This is a genomic window from Amycolatopsis sp. NBC_00345, assembly GCF_036116635.1.
GTDB lineage: Bacteria > Actinomycetota > Actinomycetes > Mycobacteriales > Pseudonocardiaceae > Amycolatopsis.
In genome coordinates, this window is sequence record NZ_CP107995.1 from 3,506,484 (window position 1) to 3,525,833 (window position 19,350).

19 protein-coding genes are annotated in these 19,350 nt (G+C 70.3%); 15 read left to right on the plus strand and 4 right to left on the minus strand.

Translation table 11 applies throughout. The features are described from left to right. The first annotated feature begins 184 nt into the window (after positions 1-184). The 3 genes from OG943_RS15300 to OG943_RS15310 all read left to right on the plus strand — a co-directional run bounded on the left by OG943_RS15300 (position 185) and on the right by OG943_RS15310 (position 3,197). Complete coding sequence (locus OG943_RS15300) at positions 185-598, plus strand: VOC family protein (RefSeq protein ID WP_328610435.1); 414 nt, start codon at positions 185-187, stop codon at positions 596-598. 73 nt (positions 599-671) lie between these two features. Next, positions 672-1,967 (plus strand): NAD(P)/FAD-dependent oxidoreductase, encoded by a 1,296-nt coding sequence (locus OG943_RS15305; protein ID WP_328610436.1) that lies wholly within the window; start codon positions 672-674, stop codon positions 1,965-1,967. Positions 1,968-2,120: 153 nt separating this feature from the next. Then, complete coding sequence (locus tag OG943_RS15310) at positions 2,121-3,197, plus strand: Rv2629 family ribosome hibernation factor (RefSeq protein ID WP_328610437.1); 1,077 nt, start codon at positions 2,121-2,123, stop codon at positions 3,195-3,197. Positions 3,198-3,201: 4 nt separating this feature from the next. On the opposite strand, the gene OG943_RS15315 is transcribed toward OG943_RS15310, so the two are convergent. Next, the gene (locus OG943_RS15315; RefSeq protein WP_328610438.1) at positions 3,202-3,732 is read right to left on the minus strand and encodes a L,D-transpeptidase; all 531 of its coding nucleotides are present in this window, start codon (positions 3,730-3,732) and stop codon (positions 3,202-3,204) included. 149 nt (positions 3,733-3,881) lie between these two features. Between OG943_RS15315 and OG943_RS15320 the strand changes: the two genes are divergently transcribed. Continuing rightward, the gene (locus OG943_RS15320; RefSeq protein WP_328610439.1) at positions 3,882-4,922 is read left to right on the plus strand and encodes an LLM class flavin-dependent oxidoreductase; all 1,041 of its coding nucleotides are present in this window, start codon (positions 3,882-3,884) and stop codon (positions 4,920-4,922) included. A gap of 54 nt (positions 4,923-4,976) precedes the next feature. Here OG943_RS15320 and OG943_RS15325 read toward each other — a convergent pair whose 3' ends face one another. Both OG943_RS15325 and OG943_RS15330 read right to left on the minus strand, forming a co-directional pair. Beyond that, positions 4,977-5,522, minus strand: a complete 546-nt coding sequence (locus OG943_RS15325; RefSeq protein ID WP_328610440.1) for an enoyl-CoA hydratase-related protein — start codon at positions 5,520-5,522, stop codon at positions 4,977-4,979. A gap of 36 nt (positions 5,523-5,558) precedes the next feature. Next, positions 5,559-7,334 (minus strand): sigma-54-dependent Fis family transcriptional regulator, encoded by a 1,776-nt coding sequence (locus OG943_RS15330; protein ID WP_328610441.1) that lies wholly within the window; start codon positions 7,332-7,334, stop codon positions 5,559-5,561. A 277-nt stretch (positions 7,335-7,611) separates the two neighbouring features. Here OG943_RS15330 and OG943_RS15335 point away from each other — a divergent pair, with 277 nt between their 5' ends. The 10 genes from OG943_RS15335 (at position 7,612) to OG943_RS15380 (ending at position 17,712) form a co-directional block, all read left to right on the plus strand. Beyond that, entirely contained in the window at positions 7,612-9,249 is a 1,638-nt protein-coding gene (locus OG943_RS15335; RefSeq protein ID WP_328610442.1) for a methane monooxygenase, read from the plus strand. Positions 9,250-9,338: 89 nt separating this feature from the next. After that, the gene (locus OG943_RS15340; RefSeq protein WP_328610443.1) at positions 9,339-10,388 is read left to right on the plus strand and encodes an FAD-binding oxidoreductase; all 1,050 of its coding nucleotides are present in this window, start codon (positions 9,339-9,341) and stop codon (positions 10,386-10,388) included. 52 nt (positions 10,389-10,440) lie between these two features. Then, a complete protein-coding gene (locus tag OG943_RS15345) occupies positions 10,441-11,544 on the plus strand; it encodes an aromatic/alkene monooxygenase hydroxylase subunit beta (protein WP_328610444.1) in 1,104 nt (367 codons plus the stop codon). Next, positions 11,541-11,891 (plus strand): propane 2-monooxygenase effector subunit MimD, encoded by a 351-nt coding sequence (gene mimD / locus OG943_RS15350; RefSeq protein ID WP_328610445.1) that lies wholly within the window; start codon positions 11,541-11,543, stop codon positions 11,889-11,891. The genes OG943_RS15345 and mimD overlap by 4 nt, the downstream gene beginning before the upstream one ends. A gap of 106 nt (positions 11,892-11,997) precedes the next feature. Beyond that, positions 11,998-13,044, plus strand: coding sequence for an amidohydrolase family protein (locus OG943_RS15355; protein WP_328610446.1), 1,047 nt, complete (start codon positions 11,998-12,000; stop codon positions 13,042-13,044). After that, positions 13,041-13,883, plus strand: a complete 843-nt coding sequence (locus OG943_RS15360) for a metal-sulfur cluster biosynthetic enzyme (RefSeq protein WP_328610447.1) — start codon at positions 13,041-13,043, stop codon at positions 13,881-13,883. The genes OG943_RS15355 and OG943_RS15360 overlap by 4 nt, the downstream gene beginning before the upstream one ends. Next, positions 13,880-14,905, plus strand: coding sequence for an NAD(P)-dependent alcohol dehydrogenase (locus OG943_RS15365; RefSeq protein WP_328610448.1), 1,026 nt, complete (start codon positions 13,880-13,882; stop codon positions 14,903-14,905). The genes OG943_RS15360 and OG943_RS15365 overlap by 4 nt, the downstream gene beginning before the upstream one ends. Positions 14,906-14,954: 49 nt before the next feature. Further along, complete coding sequence (gene groL / locus OG943_RS15370; protein ID WP_328610449.1) at positions 14,955-16,604, plus strand: chaperonin GroEL; 1,650 nt, start codon at positions 14,955-14,957, stop codon at positions 16,602-16,604. 261 nt (positions 16,605-16,865) lie between these two features. Then, positions 16,866-17,189: a putative quinol monooxygenase gene (locus OG943_RS15375; protein WP_091622646.1), complete on the plus strand. Its 324-nt coding sequence runs from the start codon at positions 16,866-16,868 to the stop codon at positions 17,187-17,189. 373 nt (positions 17,190-17,562) lie between these two features. After that, positions 17,563-17,712 (plus strand): hypothetical protein, encoded by a 150-nt coding sequence (locus OG943_RS15380; protein ID WP_328610450.1) that lies wholly within the window; start codon positions 17,563-17,565, stop codon positions 17,710-17,712. A gap of 338 nt (positions 17,713-18,050) precedes the next feature. Here OG943_RS15380 and OG943_RS15385 read toward each other — a convergent pair whose 3' ends face one another. Next, positions 18,051-18,998 (minus strand): LysR family transcriptional regulator, encoded by a 948-nt coding sequence (locus OG943_RS15385; RefSeq protein WP_328610451.1) that lies wholly within the window; start codon positions 18,996-18,998, stop codon positions 18,051-18,053. Between the two features lie 101 nt (positions 18,999-19,099). On the opposite strand from OG943_RS15385, the gene OG943_RS15390 reads away from it, so the two are divergent. Beyond that, entirely contained in the window at positions 19,100-19,348 is a 249-nt protein-coding gene (locus OG943_RS15390; protein ID WP_328610452.1) for a hypothetical protein, read from the plus strand. Positions 19,349-19,350 lie beyond the last annotated feature (2 nt).

The following is a 19,350-nucleotide window of genomic DNA, read 5'->3' on the forward strand; positions in this document are numbered from 1 at the left end:
CCGGTCCCGGTCTTCGCCGCGCTGCTCGGGCTGCTGGTCGCCGTCCGCCTCGTGGTGCGGCGGCGCTCGCGCGGCCACCGTGCCCGACGGTAAAAAGCCCGTTCCCCCGGTGGGGGCGGGATCGTTGTCGCCCTACCGCTGATCTGCGAGGATGCGGTTCCGTCCCAGACTCTAGGAGCACCCGGTGGCCACTCGACTGAACCCGTACATCTCCTTCCGCGACAACGCCCGGCAGGCCCTCGAGTTCTACCGCGACGCGCTCGGCGGCGAGTTCACCGTGAGCACGTTCGGTGAGTCCGGGATGCCGGACTCCCCCGAGGCCGGCTTGATCATGCACGGCCAGCTCGAGACCGATTCCGGCTTCACGCTGATGGTGGCCGACACGCCGTCGGGCATGGAGTACAGCCCGGGCACGAACATCTCGGTCAGCCTCAGCGGCGACAGCGGCGACGAACTGCGCGGCTACTGGGCCAAGCTCTCCGACGGCGGCACCGTGTCCGTGCCGCTGGAGAAGCAGATGTGGGGCGACGAGTTCGGCATGTGCGTCGACCGGTTCGGCATCTCCTGGATGGTCAACATCGGGCAGCCGCAGGCCTGAGCCGGGGACGGTTCCCGGCCGCCGCCCCCGGGTACCCGTGGGGTCGAGCCCTGTCCCAACCGGAGGAGACGCGATGCGGGTCGTGATCGTCGGCGGCGGGTTCGCCGGTTACCACGCGGCGAAGACGCTGCTGAAGACCGCCGGCGACGGCACCGAGGTCGTCGTCCTGAACCCCACCGACTACTTCCTCTACCTGCCCCTGCTGCCGGAGGTCTCGGCCGGGATCCTGGACCCGCGGGCCATCACCGTGTCGATCCCGGACACGCTGCCGGGGGTGCGGCTCGCGCTCGGCAAGGCGACGGCCGTCGACCTCGACGGGCACGCCGTCACCTACACCGATCCCGAGGACCACGAGCACCGGCTGTCCTACGACCGGCTGATCCTCGCCGCCGGCAGTGTGAACAAGCTGCTGCCGATCCCCGGCGTCGCCGAGTACGCGCACGGGTTCCGCGGGGTGCCGGAGGCGCTGTACCTGCGCGACCACGTCACACGCCAGATCGAGCTGGCCGCGGCTGCCGAGGACCAGGCGGAGCGCGACGCCCGCTGCACGTTCGTGGTCGTCGGCGCGGGCTACACCGGCACGGAGGTCGCCGCGCAGGGCCCGGACTTCACGACGGCGCTCGCCGCCCGGCACCCCGAGCTGAAGGGCCAGCGGGTCCGCTGGCTGCTGCTGGACGTCGCGGACAAGGTGCTGCCCGAGCTGAACCCGCGGCTCGGCCGGACCGCCGACCAGGTGCTGCGCGCACGCGGCGTCGAAGTCCTCATGGGCACGTCCGTCGACCACGCCGGACCGGACGGCGTCAAGCTCACGAACGGCGACACCGTGCCGACCCGGACGCTCGTGTGGTGCGTCGGCGTGCGACCGGATCCGTTCGTCTCCGACCTGGGCCTGACCACGGCGAAGGGCCGGATCGTCGTCACGGCGCAGCTGAACGTGCCCGGGCGCAAGGAGGTGTTCGCCTGCGGCGACGCCGCCGCGGTGCCCGACCTGACGCAGCCCGGCGCGTACACCGCGATGACCGCGCAGCACGCCGAACGGCAGGGCAGGCTCGCCGGCCGCAACGTCGCCGCGTCGCTCGGGCACGGGCGCGCGGGCACGTACCGCCACCACGACCTCGGGTTCGTCGTCGACCTCGGCGCCGGCCGCGCCGCGGCGAACCCGCTGCACGTCCCGTTGTCCGGCTGGCCCGCGAAGCTCGTCACCCGCGCCTATCACCTGTTCGCCATGCCGGGCAACCGGCTGCGCACGGCCACCGGCTGGGCGCTGGCGGCGGTGAGCCGGCGCCCGACCGTCCAATGGGGACTGGTGCGCGGGGCCGCCGTGCCGCTGGACACGGACTCGCCCGAGCTGCCGAGCCTGCGCCGCTGAATCATTGACAGCGGAGTCATTTACCGCCGAGTCATTGACCGCCGGACGTTTAGCACCACCGCGGCGGCGGTACCCGTGGCCAAGAGAAGAAACCGTTGCCGGGCAAGGAAGACCCGCCTCGGTGACGGAGGCCACCGAAAGGACTGCTCCATTATGGACACCCAGGCGATCGGCGACCTCACCGCGGCCCGCGGGCCGTTCGCGTCGGTCCACTTCGACGATTCGCACCACACGGAGGACGCGGCCAAGCGGCTGCGGCTCCGGGTCAAGGAGATCACCGTCGCGCTCGCCGACCAGGGCGCGGACGAGCCGACCGTCGAGGCGCTCGTCCGCGCGATCGAGGACGCCCCGCCGCCCGTCGGCGAAAGCGGCCGCAGCCTGATCGCCGCGCACGGCGCGGTGCTGCTCGACGAGCATCTGGCCGGGCCGCCGGCCACGCAGGTGGTGCGCTACTCCGACCTGCCGTACCTCGTGCCGCTGGCGAGCCACGCGGCCGGGCGCCCGCCGTACCTCGTGGTGGTGGCCGACCGGGTCGGCGCCGAGATCACCACCTACGGCGAGGGGGCGCCGCGCGCCGAGAGCGTGAACGGGCACCCGCTGAGCGCCGGTGACACCGCGCACAAGGATCTGCAGAGCCGCGCCGAGGAGACGGCGAAGCAGAACCTCGAAGAGGTCGCCCGGCGCGTCGCGAAGACGGCCGAGCGCGCCGGCGCCGAGCTGGTCGTGCTGGCCGGCGAGGTGCAGGCCCGGACCGCGCTGCACGACCTGCTGCCCGAACGCGTCCGGCGGGTCAGCACCGCCGTCGAAGGCGGCAGCCGGGCCCCGGGCTCGTCACGAGACGAACTCGACCGCCGGGTGGCGGAACTGCTGATGAGCCGGCGGCTCTCGGCACTGGACGACGTCGCCGAGCGCTTCCGCGCGGAGACGGGCCGCGGCTCGGGCCTCGCGGTGAGCGGGCTGGCGGGCGTGACGGCCGCGCTGGCCGAGGCGAACGTCGAGACGCTGCTGGTGGGCGAGCCCGGCAACGCGGTCGTGTACACCGGCCCGGAGCCCGTGCAGGTCGGCACCGCCAAGCCCCGGCTGGACGCCCTCGGCGTGCCCGACCCGAGCCGGCACCGCGCCGACGAGGCCGTGCCCTACGCCGCCTTCGCCACCGGCGCCGAGCTGGTGGTGATGGACGAGCGGCTGCGCCTGGCCGACGGGTTCGGCGCACTGCTGCGCCATTCCTGACGGCTCAGGCCGTCACTTCGACCACAGCACCGACCGGCAGGCTGTCGAAGAACACCGCCGAGTCGGCGTCGGTCAGGTGGATGCAGCCGTGGGAGGGCTGGTCCAGTGCGCCGGCGTGGAAGGCGATGCCGCCGGCCGCGAAGAACACCGAGTTGGGCATGGGGTCGCCGTACTCGCTGCTGGTGTGGACCTTGTCCTTCCACGCGACGCGGAAGGTGCCGACCGGCGTCGGCTGGGTGGCGTCGCCCGGCTCCATCGGCACCGGGCCGTGCACGATCGCGCCGTCCTTCAGCAGCCAGGCCAGCCGCAGCGAAAGGCTCGCGCACGCCCCCGTCTTCACCGCGCACGGCGGCGGTGGCGGCGCCGGGGTGGTCGAGCTGGGTGTCGCCGGGAAAGTGTTCGGCGGCGCGGCGCTCGGCGGCGCGGGCAGGCTCGACGCCGGGGGCGACGGCTCGGTCGCCGCTTGCGCCGAGCACCCCGTCACGGCGGCGGCCACGGCCACCAGCAGCCCGGCCGCGTAGCTCTTCGCCCGCATCGAAACCCGCCTCCTCGTCTTTGTCCATGGTGATCGACGGGCCGGGGTTCCGGAAGGTTGAGTCCGTGACCACGAACACTGCCCGCGGAAGATGTTGACGCATCAGCAACCGTGCTATTTTCGAGGGCAGGACCAACGAGGAAGTGGACATGGAACTCGGTATCTACAGTTTCGGCGACCGGCCCCCGGACCCGCTGACCGGCGAGCAGGTGCCGGTCGCGCAGCGGCTCGCGGAGACCGTCGAGCGGATCAAGCTCGCTGACGAACTCGGCCTCGGCTTCTACGGCCTGGGCGAGCACCACCTGGAGAACTACGCCATCTCCAACCCGGCCACGGTGCTGGCCGCGGCGGCGAGCGTCACCGAGCACATCACGCTGTCGAGCGCCGTCACCGTGCTCTCGACCGAGGACCCGGTGCGCGTCTACCAGCAGTTCACCACGCTCGACCAGCTGAGCAAGGGCCGCGCCGAACTGCTGGCCGGCCGCGGCTCGTTCACCGAGTCGTTCCCCCTGTTCGGCGCCGACCTCGGCGACTACGACGCGCTGTACGAGGAGAAGCTGGCGCTGCTCCTGCGCATCGACCGCGAGGACCCGATCACGTGGTCGGGCCGGTTCCGCCCGCCGCTGGAGAACGCGCACGTCTACCCCCGGCCGTACGGCCGCCGGCTGCGCATCTCCGTCGGCACCGGCGGCAACCCGGAGTCCTCGATCCGCGCCGGCCTGCTGGGCCTGCCCGTGGTGTACGCGGTCATCGGCGGCCAGCCGGAGCGTTTCGCCCCGCTCGTGGACCTCTACCGCCGCGCGGGCGAGGCCGGCGAGCACGCCCCCGAAGACCTCGGCGTGACCATGAGCGCGATCGGCCTGATCGCCGAAAACTCCCAGGACGCCAAGGAAAGCTTCTACCCGTACTGGCTGGAAACGATGAAGTACGGCGCCAAGGCCCGCGGCTGGTCGATCCCGTCGAGGGCCGAGTACGACTCGTACACCCACAACGCGCAGTCGCTGTTCACCGGCAGCCCCGCGGAAATCGCCGAGCGGCTCATCACTGTGGGCAAACTGACCGGCGCCGACCGGTACGCGATGCAGATGGACTGGTCCGGGGTGCCGCACGCCAAGATCATGAAGGCCATCGAACTGCTGGGCACCGAGGTACTTCCCGCCGTACGCAAGGAACTCCCCGCACTGCCGTAAAGGGCTCGTGAGTGTTTATGACGGTTAGAACCGTCATAAACACTCACGAGTCTTTCAGCAGAACTGCCGGGTAGGCCCGGCCAGCAGCGCCGCCCGCTCCACCGCCACGCGCACCACCTCGCCCGGTGCGCAGCACGCCTCCACCAGCCCGGCGACGCGGGCCGCCTCCGCTCCGAATGTCTTCTCCCCCACCGAAACCGCCCGCCAGGCCGGCCCCGCGTGCCGTCGCAGCACCGCTTCGACTTCCGGGGTCAGCACCGCCGCCGCGGCCAGCCCGAGCTGTCCCTCCGACATCACCCGGGCATCGGCCGCCGCGGCCAGCGCGTACCCCGCCCCCAGCGCATCGCCGCCGATGGCCGCCACCACCGGCGTCGGATGGTGGGCCACCGCCAGCACGGCGCGCTCCAGCAGCTCCGGGTCCCCGCCGGCCCAGCCCCGCGAGAACACGTCGTCCCAGCCGGTCAGCACCACCGCGTACGAGTCACCCACATAGCGCAGCGCGGCGACCACTCTGTCCAAAGTAGACGGAGTGAGCGCCCCGCACCGGTGCTCGTGCATCCGCACCACGGCCACCCCGTGGGCATGCTCCAGCTCGATCATGCCCCGCCTCTCCGAACGCCCGTCACCAGCGGATTCTCACGACGGGATGTCGATGCCGTAATCGCGGATCTTGCGGTAGATCGTGGCCCGGGACATGCCGAGCGCGTGCGCGGCGCGGGACTTGTTGCCGTCCGCGTCGAGCAGGGCCCGCACGATCGCGTCCCGTTCCAGTGACTCCAGCGGGTTCAGCACGCGCTTGACCACGGTCCGGCACTCCGGCGGCAGGTCCTCCGGCTCGATCACGCCGGCGCGGCGCGTGTGCACCACGGTCCGCAGCACCCGGCGCAGCTGGGCGACGTTGCCCGGCCATTCGTTGCGCAGCAGCAACTGCAGCGCGCCCGGCGAGCAGTGCAGCAGCGGGCCCTTGCCCAGCTGGGCCAGCAGGAACGGCACCAGCGCCCGGACGTCCTCGATGTGGTGACGCAGCGGCGGCGCCGAAACCGACGTCGGGAAGTGGCGCATCAGGTCGGCGTCGAGGCCGTCCTGGCGGCCCTCCGAAACCGTGGCGACGCCCCAGACCCGAGCGTCCAGCCGGGCCTCGTCGAGCACCTCGGCCAGCGCCCGCTGTTGTTTGGCCGGCAACGCATCCAGGTGCCGGAAGACGATCGAGCCGAGCCCCTTCCGCAGCGCCTCGCGCACCCGCGTCTCCCACTCGCCGCCACCGGCCAGCTCGACGACCTCGCACGGCGCGCCGGCCGTCGCGGCCGAGTGCGCGGCCCGCGAGAGGGCGAGCTTGCCGCTGCCGGCCTCACCCTCGACGACGGTCCACTTCCGGTCCCGCGCGAAGCGGCCGATCGAGTGACACGCGCGCGCCCACAGCGCGCCGGTCCCGACGATCCCGGGCAGCACGGGCTGCCGGGAGTCGGCGCGCGCGGCGACGACCTCCGGCTCCTGCAGCAGCCGGGCCCGCACCACGCCGCCGGCCGGGCCGACGTCGCTGGAGACCGGGGTGTACGAAAGCCGCGCGCGGGCGCCGCTCGGCAGGTCCATCGACAGCGAGCGGTCGGACTGCGTGTTGAGCGCCTCCACCGCCCGCGCGAGCAGCGCGGCCTGGTCCTCGGGCACGAGCAGCTGCCGCGCGTGGTCGTTGAGCATCACCAGGTCGTTGTTGACCGCGAGCACGATGCCCTGCCCGCGCCGGCACGCCCGCAGGTACGCCGAAAACAGGCTCAGCTCGCGAAGGCCGACCTGGTTCGTCATCTCCGTCTCGATGTCGTGCGCGGTCGCCTTCGCCAATGCCAGCAGCAACGGCCCGGCGTCCTTGCGCCAGCACGTCAGGTCGAGCAGCCCGAGCACCTGCCCGGAGATCGGGTGCCGGATCGGGACGCCGGCGCAGGCGAGCGTGTCCAGGTTCTCCGCGTAGTGCTCGTGGCCGAACACCGCGGTCGCCTGCCGCCCTTCGAGGGCCGTGCCGATCCCGTTCGTACCAACGAACTCCTCGGCGTAACTGAAACCACGGGCCAGCTGCACCCGGTCGAGGTACCGCTCGAGCGGCCGGTCCTCCGTCCGGCGGTCGAGCACCAGCGCCTGGTCGTCGGTCAGGATGACGCTGACCGCGAGATCGCTGAGCTTGTCCTGGAGGCCGTCGAGCACCGCGCTCGCGCTCTGCAGCAGCGGCGTCTCGAGATCGGGGTCCTCGACGAAGGGCGTCACGACGTGGTCCGCGGCCACCTGGTGGGTCCGCGAACGCGACCAGGAAGCCAGGATCGTCTTGCGGACCGACCCTGAATCCACCTCTTCGGTGCACAGGAACTGTTCCCTGGCCGTCGCGAGCCTGTCCGGCGACGCGAGGGAGCCGGTGGAGTCGGTCAATGCCTCACCTCCCGGCGCTTGGGCGTCGTACGGCCCGGCCGGCGCACGACGTCGTGTTCTGGCCACCATAACCGCAGGGCCGAAGGCCGCCTGTCTCAAATTGAGACCGCCATCACATGCTACTCGCGATGTAGTCCTCTCATCCGGACGGCGACGTGCGAGCCGCATCCGGTGCCCGGCGGCGCACACCGCTGTCACGGGGACCGGATCACGACCGCGAGTGGCGCGAACGAGCCAGCCAGGAACTGCCGACGACCGATCCCAACGGAGGTACGGCGTGAGTCGACAAAGTCTGAGCAAGGCCCACAAGAAGATCACGGAACTGTCGTGGGAACCGACCTTCGCGACCCCCGCGAAGCGCTTCGGCACCGACTACAAGTTCGACAAGGCACCCAAGAAGGACCCGCTGAAGCAGATCCTCCGCTCGTACTTCCCGATGGAGGAGGAAAAGGACAACCGCGTCTTCGGCGCCATGGACGGTGCTATCCGCGGCAACATGTTCCGCCAGGTCCAGGAGCGGTGGATGGAATGGCAGAAGCTGTTCCTTTCGATCATCCCGTTCCCGGAGATCTCCGCGGCCCGCGCGATGCCGATGGCGATCGACGCGGTGCCCAACCCGGAGGTGCACAACGGCCTCGCGGTGCAGATGATCGACGAGGTCCGGCACTCGACGATCCAGATGAACCTCAAGCGCCTGTACATGAACCACTACATCGACCCGGCCGGGTTCGACATCACGGAGAAGGCGTTCTCCAACAACTACGCGGGCACGATCGGGCGGCAGTTCGGCGAGGGGTTCATCACCGGTGACGCGATCACCGCGGCCAACATCTACCTGACCGTGGTCGCCGAGACCGCGTTCACCAACACGCTGTTCGTCGCGATGCCCTCGGAGGCGGCGGCCAACGGCGACTACCTGCTGCCGACGGTGTTCCACTCGGTGCAGTCCGACGAGTCGCGCCACATCAGCAACGGTTACTCCATCCTGCTGATGGCGCTGGCCGACGAGGACAACCGGCAGCTGCTGGAGCGGGACCTGCGCTACGCCTGGTGGAACAACCACTGCGTCGTGGACGCCGCGATCGGCACCTTCATCGAGTACGGCACGAAGGACCGCCGCAAGGACCGCGACAGCTACGCCGAGATGTGGCGCCGGTGGATCTACGACGACTACTACCGCAGCTACCTGATCCCGCTGGAGAAGTACGGCCTGAAGATCCCGCACGACCTGGTCGAAAAGGCCTGGGACCGGATCATCAACGGGTTCTACGTGCACCGCGTGGCGCAGTTCTTCGCCACCGGCTGGCCGGTCAACTACTGGCGCATCGACCCGATGACCGACACCGACTTCGAGTGGTTCGAGGCCAAGTACCCGGGCTGGTACAACCAGTTCGGCAAGTGGTGGGAGGCCTACAGCCGGCTCCGTTACCCGGGCAAGAACAAGCCGATCGCCTTCGAGGACGTCGGCTACGAGTACCCGCACCGCTGCTGGACCTGCATGGTCCCCGCGCTGATCCGCGAGGACATGGTGGTGGAGAAGGTCGACGGCCAGTGGCGCACCTACTGCTCGGAGACCTGCGCCTGGACCGACACGACCGCGTTCCGCGGCGAGTACGAGGGCCGGGAGACGCCGAACATGGGCCGGCTCACGGGCAAGCGCGAGTGGGAGACGCTGTACGACGGGATGGACCTCGCCGACATCATCTCCGACCTCGGCTACGTCCGCGACGACGGGAAGACCCTGATCCCGCAGCCGCACCTGAACCTCGACGACGCGAAGAAGCTCTGGACGCTCGACGACGTCCGCGGCATTCCCTTCGGCAGCCCCAACATCGCGCTCAACAAGATGTCGGACGCCGAGCGCGAGGCGCACGTCGCCGCGTACAAGGCGAACCCGAACGTCACGGTCGCCTGAGATACCGCACCCCGACCGGTTCCCGCCGGGGTGCCCGGGTTCGAGTCCCGGGCACCCCGGTGGGTGCCCCCACCCCAGGAAGGCCGTCCATGGGCGAGAAGCACAAGATCCGGTTCGAACCCGTCGGCATCGACATCGAGGCCGACGAGGACGAGACGATCCTCAACGCGGCCTTCCGGCAGGGCGTCATGCTCATGCACGGCTGCAAGGAGGGGCAGTGCTCGGCGTGCAAGTCCTTCCTGCTCGAAGGCGACCTGCAGATGGACCGGTACTCCACGTTCGCGCTGGCCGACTACGAGAACGAAGAGGGCTACGTGCTGCTCTGCCGCGGGCACGCGTACTCCGACCTCGAAATCGAGCTGGTCAACTACGACGAGGACATGATCCGGTCCGGCCTGCCGGTCGTCACGGCGGGGACCACGGTGGAGTCGATCGCCGGCCTCACCCACGACATCTCGCTCGTGCGGCTGAAGCTGGATCCCGAGGCCGGCCTGCGGTTCCACCCGGGGCAGTACGTCGACATCGCCATCCCCGGCACCGAGGAGCACCGGTCGTTCTCGATGGCCAACACCTCCGTCGTGGACGGGGTGCTCGAGTTCATCATCAAGCGCTACCCCGGCGGGAAGTTCTCCGGGCTGCTGGAAGGAACCCTGACCGCGGGCGACCCGCTTTCGGTGACCGGGCCGTACGGCACGTTCACCCTGCGGGTCAGCTCGGACCGGCGGCTGGTGTTCGTCGGCGGCGGGGCGGGCATGTCGCCCATCCTGTCGCTGCTGCAGCAGATGGCGGACAGCGGCAACGAGAGGGAGGCCGTCTACTACTACGGCGCCCGCACCGAGCGGGACCTCTTCCACCTCGAGCAGATGGCGGAACTCGCGCGGCAGCTGCCGAACTTCACCTTCGTGCCGTGCCTTTCCGAGAGCGCGCCCGAGGGCTGGCCGGGTGACGGCGAGGGCGAAACCGGGCTCGTCACCGAAGTGCTGGAACGCCGGGAGGCGAACCTCGCGGACTGCGACGTCTACCTGTGCGGCCCGCCGCCCATGGTCGACGCGGCGCTGCCCCTGCTGGAAAGTCTGGGCGTGCCGGGCGAGCAGGTCTTCTACGACAAGTTCACGATCACCGCCGCCGCGGACGACTGACCTTCGGCGGCACCACCCGAAAGCAGGCCGACACACACAGAGAGGTGTGCTCATGGTCAGTACGGAAAAGGCCCCGCAGAGCTTCCCGAAGCCGGAATTCACCGGCGCCGAGGCCGGGCTACTGGAGTTCCCCAGCTCGACGAGCCGCAGCTACAACTACTTCAAGCCGCGCAAGCTCCGCGCGACGATGTACGAGGACGTCACCATGGACGTCCAGCCCGACCCGGAGCGGCACCTCTCGCAGGGCTGGATCTACGGCTTCGCGGACGGCCCCGGCGGTTACCCGAAGGAGTGGACCGCGCTCAAGTCGTCGGACTGGCACCAATTCCTCGACCCCAACGAGGAGTGGGAGCAGACGATCTACCGGAACAACTCGAACGTGGTCCGGCAGATCCAGCTCAACCTGGAGAACGCCAAGAAGGCCGGCGCCTACCACAACTGGACGCCGACCTGGGCCCGCTTCGTCGAGCGGCACCTGGGCGCGTGGATGCACGCCGAGCACGGCCTCGGCATGCACGTGTTCTGCTCGGAGCAGCGGTCCGCGCCGACCAACATGATCAACAACGCCATCGCGGTCAACACCGCGCACAAGCTGCGCTTCGCCCAGGACCTGGCGCTCTACAACCTGGACCTGAGCGAGTCCGACATCCCCTTCGACGGCGCGGTGCACCGGGCGGTCTGGCAGGAGGACCCGGTGTGGCAGGGCGTGCGCGAGACCGTCGAGCGGCTCACCGCGATCGGTGACTGGGCCGAATCGCTGTTCGCCGCCAACGTGGTGTTCGAGCAGCTGGTGGGCGTGCTGTTCCGCAGCCACCTGGTGATGCAGGTGGCTGCCCGCAACGGCGACTACGTGACGCCGACGCTGGTCGGCGCGGGCGAGCACGACTACGAGCGGGACCGCAGCTACACCCGCGTCCTGTTCGCCATGCTCACCAACGACGCGACGCACTCCGCGCACAACAAGGAGGTGCTCGCCTCCTGGCTGGAGAAGTGGGTGCCGGTGGCCACCGCCGCGGCCAAGACGCTGCAGCCGATCTGGTCGCAGCCGCACGAGAAGGTCGTCACCTTCGCCGACTCCTGGGACGCGTCGGTGACCGGTCTGCGCACCCTGCTGGACGAGCTGTCCCTCGACGAGCCGAAAGGACTGCTTTCATGACCGCGAGCAGGCAGTACACCGTTGACCGCACGGCCTCGAACATGTGCGGCGTGACGCTGATGAACAACCAGAACGGCTACGTGGTGGCCGACGTGATGCGGCGGAAGGTTGGCGTCACGGTCGCCGAGTACCCGTCGATGATCCGCGTCGACGGCAAGAACAAGGTCGTCTTCAACTGGGACGAGATCTCCGACGCGATCGGCTTCGACTTCGGCCAGCCCGACTTCGAGGAGATCATGTCCACCCACTACGGGCGCATGGTCCACCTCGACGACGAGACGGTCCTGTTCGCCAACCCGGAGGACGCCGCCGAGTACATCGATTTCGATCTCGAACCGGTCGAGTAGCCCGCGCCCGACACCGGTTCACCGAGGGGGCCGGGGCGGGGCGGTGTGGCGCGACGCGCCCCCGCCCCGGCACCGGCCCCTGCACCACCCCGAGAAAGGGATCCCCATGTATCGCAAGGACGGCGAAAGCTACTTCATCGTCGACAGCCACGTGCACTTCTGGGACGGCAGCCCGGCCAACCAGGCCAACCGGTACGGCAAGGGCTTCATCGAGTGCTTCTACGACTACCACCGCAACCTCAGCCCGTCGGAATGGGTGTGGACGCTGGAGAAGTTCGGCAAGTACTCCGAGGAGACCATGCTGAACGACCTGTTCACCGTGGGCTACGTGGACAAGGCCATCTTCCAGCCGACCTACCTCAGCGACTTCTACGTCAACGGCTTCAATACCACGGAGCAGGACGGCGCGGTCTCGGAGAACAACCCCGGCAAGTTCCTGGTCAACGGCGCCTTCGACCCGCGTGACGGCGAGGCCGGCCTGGACAAGCTCGAAGCGCTCTCGGAACGCTGGAACCTCAAGGGCGTCAAGCTCTACACCGCCGAGTGGAAGGGCGACTCGAAGGGCTGGAAGCTGTCCGACCCGTGGGCCTACCGCTACCTGGAGAAGTGCGAGCAGCTGGGGATCCGCAACGTCCACGTCCACAAGGGACCGACGATCTACCCGCTCAACCGCGACGCCTTCGACGTGGCCGACGTGGACGACGCGGCCAGCGCGTTCCCGAACCTGAACTTCATCATCGAGCACGTCGGCCTGCCGCGGCTGGAGGACTTCTGCTGGATCGCCACGCAGGAGCCGAACGTCTACGGCGGCCTGGCCGTCGCGATGCCGTTCATCCACAGCCGCCCGCGCTACTTCGCGCAGATCATCGGCGAGCTGCTCTACTGGCTGGACGAGAACCGGATCACCTTCGCCAGCGACTACGCGATCTGGCAGCCGAAGTGGCTGGTGGAATCCTTTGTGGACTTCCAGATCCCCGAGGACATGCAGAGCGAGTACGGCACGCTCACGCCCGAGATCAAGAAGAAGATCCTGGGCCTGAACGCCGCCAAGCTGTACGACATCGAAGTGCCCGCGGAAGTCACCGCCGGCCTCGCGGGCGCCCCCGCGGACTCCGGTGAGGCGGTCGGCTCGGCTCCCAAGGTGCCGGCATGACCGCAGCGACGAGCGAGACACTGACCGGCCGGGTCTGGCGGGCGCTCGCCACCGTGGTGGACCCGGAGCTCGACGAGCCCATCACCGGCCTCGGGTTCGTCTCGGACGTCCAGGTGCGGCTGCACGACGACGGTGGTCACGCCGTCGCCGTGCGGCTGCGGCTGCCGACCTCCTTACCAAAAAGGCCGGAAGCAAGCCGACCGGGAACAGCGACCGGCCCGGAGAACTGCTTGCTTCCGGCCGGTTTGGTATCTACCGGCACAGTGTGCGCGCCCAACTTCGCCTACCTGATGGTGGCGGACGCGCACGACGCGGTGCTGGCGCTGCCGAGCGTCGGCACAGTCGAGGTCGTGCTGGAGGACCACTTCGCGGCCGAGGAGATCAACGCCGGCGTCGCGGCGTCGTCCGGCTTCAGCGGTTCGTTCCCCGGGCAGGCGAACGGTGAGCTGGCCGAACTGCGGCTGACCTTCCGCCGCAAGGCGCACCTGGCCTGCCTGGAGCGGGCGGTGCGCCGGCTGGTCGGCGAGGGCTGGCAGATCGACGCGCTGACGGCGGGCCGGCTCGGCGACGTCCCGGAATCGCCGGAGCGCAGCAGCCTGCTGCGGCGCCGGGCCGAGCTGGGCCTGCCCACCGACCCCGGTTCGCCGTTGCTGGTGGAGGACACCGGCGAGGCGATCGCGCCCGACCGGGTCGCCGCCCGGCTGCGGTTCGCCAAGGCGGTGCGGGTCAGCATCGAGGGCAACGCCGGGCTGTGCCGCGGCCTGCTGCACACGCGTTACCCCCACATCGCCGAAGAGGCGCGCATCGCCGGAACGGCGCGCGAGGAGGTGTCGCCGTGAAAGCGGTCCAGCTCCGCGGTTACGACCGCACGCCGGAGCTCACCGACGTCCCGGACCCGCACGCGAGGAGTCCGCTCGACGTCGTGGTGAAGATCGGCGGCGCCGGCGTGTGCCGCACCGACCTGCACATCATCGAGGGCCAGTGGGCGGAGAAGTCCGGCGTCACGCTGCCGTACACCCTCGGCCACGAGAACGCGGGCTGGGTGGCGGAGGTCGGCGAGGCGGTTTCTTCGGTGGCCGTCGGCGACCCGGTGATCCTGCACCCGCTCGCCACCTGCGGGCTGTGCAAGGCCTGCCGGGCGGGTGACGACGTCCACTGTGTCCAGTCGCTGTTCCCCGGCATCGACAGCGACGGCGGGTACGCGGAATACCTGCGTACCAACGCGCGTGCCGTGGTCAAGCTGGACGCGTCACTGGCCCCGGCGGACGTGGCGGCGCTCGCCGACGCGGGCCTGACGGCGTACCACGCGGCCCGCAAGGCGGCCGCGCAGCTGCGGCCCGGCGAGCGCGTGGTGTCGATCGGCGCGGGCGGGCTCGGGCACATCGGCATCCAGGTGCTCAAGGCGATCTCGCCGGCCGAGCTGATCGTGGTCGACCGGTCGCCGGAGGCGCTGAAGCTCGCGGGCGAGCTGGGCGCGGACCACCTCGTGGTGGCCGACGGCTCGGAGGCCGAGGCGGTACTGGAGCTCACCGGGGGCGAGGGCGCCGAAGCCGTCGTCGACTTCGTGGGCGAAGGCGGCGCGATCGAAGCCGGGGTGGCGATGCTGCGGCGCGCCGGCAGTTACTACGTGGTCGGCTACGGCGGGACGCTGGCGGTGCCGACGATCGACATCATCTCCACCGAAATCAACTTCGTGGGCAACCTCGTCGGTTCCTACAACGACCTCGCCGAGCTGATGGTGCTCGCGGCGCGCGGGAAGGTCTCGCTGCACACCAGCACGTACCCCCTGGCCGATTTCGCCCGGGCGCTCGACGATCTGGACAACGGGCTAGTGCGCGGCCGGGCCATCCTCGTGCCCTGACCGCGGAAGGTTAAACCGCGACCACAACCTCTCCACGGAAGGGACAGCCATGGCCAAGGACCTGCGGTTCAACGTCGAAGCGCGGCAGCTGCTCGAATCGGGCGTGAACGCGCTCGCCGACGCGGTGAAGGTCACGCTCGGCCCCAAGGGCCGCAACGCCGTCATCGAAAAGCTCACCGGGGCGCCGACGATCACCAACGACGGCGTCACCATCGCCAAGGAGATCCAGCTGCGCAACCCGTTCGCCAACATGGGCGCGCAGCTGGTGAAGGAGGTGGCGATGAAGACCAACGGGGTCGCGGGCGACGGCACCACCACCGCCACCGTGCTGGCCCAGGCGATCGTGCGGGAGGGCCTGCTCGCCGTCGACGACGGCGCGAACCCGCAGCTGCTCAAGGCGGGCATCCAGAAGGCCGTCAGCCGGGTCGTCGAGGTGCTGCAGGAGCGCGCCCGCGCGGTGACCGAGAGCGCCGACCTCGCGCACGTCGCCACCCTCTCGGCCAACAACGACCCGGAGATCGGCGACATCATCGCCGAGGCGATGGGCCGCGTCGGGCTCGGCGGCGTGGTGACCGTCGAGGAGTCGCACGCGTTCGGGCTGGAGGTCAACTTCGCCGACGGCGTGGAGTTCGACAACGGCTACATCTCGCCCTACATGGCCACCGACAAGGACCGGATGGAAACGGTCTTCGAGAACCCGTACATCCTGTTCACCAACGAGAAGATCTCGAAGGTGCAGACGCTGATGCCGGTGCTCGAGCAGGTGACCAGGACGCAGCAGCCGCTGGTGATCATCGCCGAGACCGTGGACGGGCCGGCGCTGGGCATGCTGGTGGCGAACAACGTGCACAACACCTTCCGCTCGGTCGTGGTGCGGGCGCCCGGCTTCGGCCACCGGCGGCTCGCGGAGCTGGCTGACCTGGCCGTGTACACCGGCGGCGAGGTGATCACCGGGGACGCGGGCCAGAGCGTCGACGCGGTGCGGCTCGACCAGCTGGGCCGCTGCCACCGGATCACCATCACCGAGGGCACCACCACGATGGTCGGCGGCGCGGGCGACGAAACCACGGTGTCCAACCGGATCGAGCAGATCAAGCGGGAGCTGGAGCGCGCCGAGAACGAGCACGACCAGGACAACCTGCAGGCGCGGATCGCGCGCCTTTCCGGCAGTGTCGCGGTGATCCACGTCGGCGCGGCCACCGAGGTCGAGCTGCGCGAGAAGCAGCACCGCGTGGAGGACTCGCTGTCGGCCACCGGCGCGGCGATCGAAGAGGGCATCGTCGCGGGCGGCGGCACCGCACTGGTGCAGGCCCGGTCCGAATTGGACGGTCTGGACCTCAGCGGCGACGCGGCGATCGGCCGCGACATCGTCCGCCGCGCCCTGGTGGAACCGCTGCGCTGGATCGCGATCAACGCCGGCTACGACGGCGACGAGGTACTGGCGCAGGTCGGGAAGTCCGAGCCGGGCCACGGGTTCAACGCGCTGACCGGCGAGTACTGCGACATGTTCGAGGCCGGCGTGATCGACCCGCTGAAGGTGACCCGCTCGGCCCTGCAGAGCGCGGCGTCCATCGCGGCCCTGCTGCTGACCACCGAGACCCTGGTGGTCGAGGAGATCCTGGGGAACCCGGGCGCGATCATGGCCCCCGGCTTCGGCGACCTGGCCGAGGGCATGGTGCGGCCGTCGAATATCTACTGAGCGGTTCGGGGCCTGCTTGGTGCGGGCCTGCCGGTTCGGGTCCCGCTTGGTGTGGCCCCACCGGATCGGGTCTCGCCTGGCGCGGCCCGAACCGGCCGGGGCCCGCCTGGTGCGGGCCCACGCCCGGACATCGGACTCGGTACCCGGCGCGGGACGCCCGCCGGGTGCCGGCCGGTCGTGGGCACGGGTGGTCGCGGCGCCCGGCCCACGCCCGGAACTGTTTCCCGCCGGTCACTTCCTGGGTTTCTTCGGAGGGCACCCATGATCTTCATCGTCGTCAAGTTCACGATCCGCCCCGAACGGGGTGAGGACTGGCTCGGCCTGGTCGAGGAGTTCACCCTCGCCACCCGCCGCGAGCCGGGCAACCTGTTCTTCGAATGGTCCCGCAGCGTCGACGTGCCGAACCAGTTCGTGCTGGTCGAGGCCTTCGCCTCGCCCGAGGCCGGCTCCGCGCACGTCGGCTCGGCCCACTTCAAGACGGCGATGGGCTGGATGCCCGGCGTCATCGCCCGCACCCCGGAGATCGTCAGCGTCGACACTCCTGGCACGGGCTGGGGCCCGATGGGCGAGCTGCGGATCGACTGAGCCCGGCGGGCCGGGCCGGACTCCGCGAAGTCCGGCCCGGCTCGGTCTGGTCCGGTCTGGTCCGGTGCCGGGATGACAACGATGCCAGCTTTTTCACCGGGCCGGCTCGGTTCAGTCCCATGTGGTCACTCCCGCGCCCCGCGTTCCCCTGACCGGACGAGGAAGCTGCTCCCCCGCCGTTGCGACGTCCGAGTGAAGGCCCTGGCGGGACCGGCTGACGTTGCTAGCGTTGAGGTCGTTGTGCCGCGGCATGACTGGACGGGATCTCCCCAGAACGGCCACGAGGCGACACGACGGACGGTGATCCATGACCGCACCAGTGAAGGACATCCCGGTCGCACCCGGACGAAGAACCACGGAAGGAGCACATCTGTTGTCCCGCAAGGAAGAGCCGGGCCTCGTCCTGAGCATCGCACTGACGACCGCCCTCGGCGTCGCGTGGGCGGCCGAGGTGGGAGTCGGCGTCGGGGTGAGCCTGGGGAACATGGTGACCGGCAACACCCGCAAACCGGCGCCCCGGTAGGAAATCACCCATCCGGCACCGGATCGTGAGGAGCAGGGGCGCCACACGATCCGGGGACGCCCGATGGACGGCAACGCACGCGGGACCCCGGACCCCGGCCCGCGACGTCACTTCGCCTGGTCCACGTCGGCCGGCCCCACCCATTCGCTTGGCCCGCCGCCTTGCCCTGCATTCGCCTGGCCCGCAGCGCCGCGGCCCGCACATTCCGCCTGTCCCGTGCCGCATCGCCACCTATTCGCCGGGCCCGCCGCCTCGCCCCGCATTCGCCGGGCCCGCAGCGCCGCGGCCCTCATTCGCCCGGCCGCGTCACCTCGGCCGCACAGCCGGGCACCAGCCCGTCAGCTCCAGATCGTCACGTACACCGGCGGCCGGAACCGGGACGGCGGCACCCCGCTGCCCGGCGCGCGCATCACGTGCATCGCCGCGGGGGTGCTGAGGAAGTGGCGCAGCGAGTTGGCCGCGCCGGTGCGGCGGTCGGTGGGCAAGGTGGTCACGAACCAGCACACGGACATCGGTGTGTGACGCGTCGGGACGACCGTCAGTTCGTGGCGGCGCAGCTGCGGCGCCACGAGGTGCTCCAGCGCCACCGAAACCCCGCCCCCGCTGGCGGCCGCCGACCACGCGGCCGTCTGGTTCGGGAAGACCTGGATGGCGTCGTCCGGGACGCCCAGCCGGCGCAGCAGCCGCCCGGTGTCGCTGCCCGCGTCGGCGCCCGCCGGATCGAGCAGCCACGGCCAGTGCGCCGGGCTGCCCTGGTGACGGCAGTGCGGCGAGCCGACCACCACCAGCGACGCGCGGAAGATCGGCACGCTGTCGAGGTCCTGGCCCGGGTCGCCGGAAAGGCTCGGGCCGAGCGCGACGTCCGCGAGCCGGTTCGCGACCAGCACCGGCAGCTCCGACGTGCGCGCCAGGCCCGCCGACGCGTCGATCTGGTTCCCCGATCTCCTGGTGAACGCCTCCAGCAGCGGGTTGGCGACGAACTCGGCGATCTCGCTGGTCACCGCCAGCTGCAGGCGGGCCGCGACGCCGTTGGCCTGCCGGACGGCGGCGTCGGCCTCCGCGCCGAGCGCTACCATCTGCGACGCGATCGGGAGCAGTCTGCTGCCGCCCGCGGTGAGCGTCATCCCGCCTGAGCGTTTGATCAGCAGCTTGTCGCCGTGGTGCTGACGCAGCGCGGCCAGCGCCTGTGACACCGCGGGCTCGCTCACGCCCAGCGCCTTGGCCGCGTCGGTGACCGAGCCGAGCCTGGCGACCAGGACGAACGCGTTGAGCTGGCCCAGTGTCATCCGTAGATACTCTCTGTCACCCCGGAGACTGGACCATACTCCTTAAGCAAAGGGTTAATCCAGCGATGACCGGGCGCCGCGACGGGCCTACCGTCGCCGCCATGGACGACGACGCACTGCAAGTCCTGCGCGAGGTCTGGAGCGCCCGGGACCAGAGCAGCGAAGACCTGGAAGCGGCGTGCGGCCCGCAGCGGACGTGCAAGAGCATGTCGGCGGTCGGCTTCGAGGGGCTGGCCGGGGGCGGCGACCTGCGCGACGCCTGGAAGACGCAGCTGGCCAAGGAGGGCAAGCTCAAGCCCGGCACCGGCACGGTCCGCGACCTGGTGCTCGGCACGGACGAGAACGCGTAGCG

Bases quoted from the DNA above. Each gene is read 5' to 3' on its own strand.
- OG943_RS15305 (WP_328610436.1), top strand. From the start codon at position 672: ATGCGGGTCGTGATCGTCGGCGGCGGGTTCGCCGGTTACCACGCGGCG.
- OG943_RS15310 (WP_328610437.1), top strand. From the start codon at position 2,121: ATGGACACCCAGGCGATCGGCGACCTCACCGCGGCCCGCGGGCCGTTC.
- OG943_RS15315 (WP_328610438.1), bottom strand. From the start codon at position 3,732: ATGCGGGCGAAGAGCTACGCGGCCGGGCTGCTGGTGGCCGTGGCCGCC.
- OG943_RS15320 (WP_328610439.1), top strand. From the start codon at position 3,882: ATGGAACTCGGTATCTACAGTTTCGGCGACCGGCCCCCGGACCCGCTG.
- OG943_RS15325 (WP_328610440.1), bottom strand. From the start codon at position 5,522: ATGATCGAGCTGGAGCATGCCCACGGGGTGGCCGTGGTGCGGATGCAC.
- OG943_RS15340 (WP_328610443.1), top strand. From the start codon at position 9,339: ATGGGCGAGAAGCACAAGATCCGGTTCGAACCCGTCGGCATCGACATC.
- OG943_RS15345 (WP_328610444.1), top strand. From the start codon at position 10,441: ATGGTCAGTACGGAAAAGGCCCCGCAGAGCTTCCCGAAGCCGGAATTC.
- mimD (WP_328610445.1), top strand. From the start codon at position 11,541: ATGACCGCGAGCAGGCAGTACACCGTTGACCGCACGGCCTCGAACATG.
- OG943_RS15355 (WP_328610446.1), top strand. From the start codon at position 11,998: ATGTATCGCAAGGACGGCGAAAGCTACTTCATCGTCGACAGCCACGTG.
- OG943_RS15360 (WP_328610447.1), top strand. From the start codon at position 13,041: ATGACCGCAGCGACGAGCGAGACACTGACCGGCCGGGTCTGGCGGGCG.
- groL (WP_328610449.1), top strand. From the start codon at position 14,955: ATGGCCAAGGACCTGCGGTTCAACGTCGAAGCGCGGCAGCTGCTCGAA.
- OG943_RS15375 (WP_091622646.1), top strand. From the start codon at position 16,866: ATGATCTTCATCGTCGTCAAGTTCACGATCCGCCCCGAACGGGGTGAG.
- OG943_RS15385 (WP_328610451.1), bottom strand. From the start codon at position 18,998: ATGACACTGGGCCAGCTCAACGCGTTCGTCCTGGTCGCCAGGCTCGGC.
- OG943_RS15390 (WP_328610452.1), top strand. From the start codon at position 19,100: ATGGACGACGACGCACTGCAAGTCCTGCGCGAGGTCTGGAGCGCCCGG.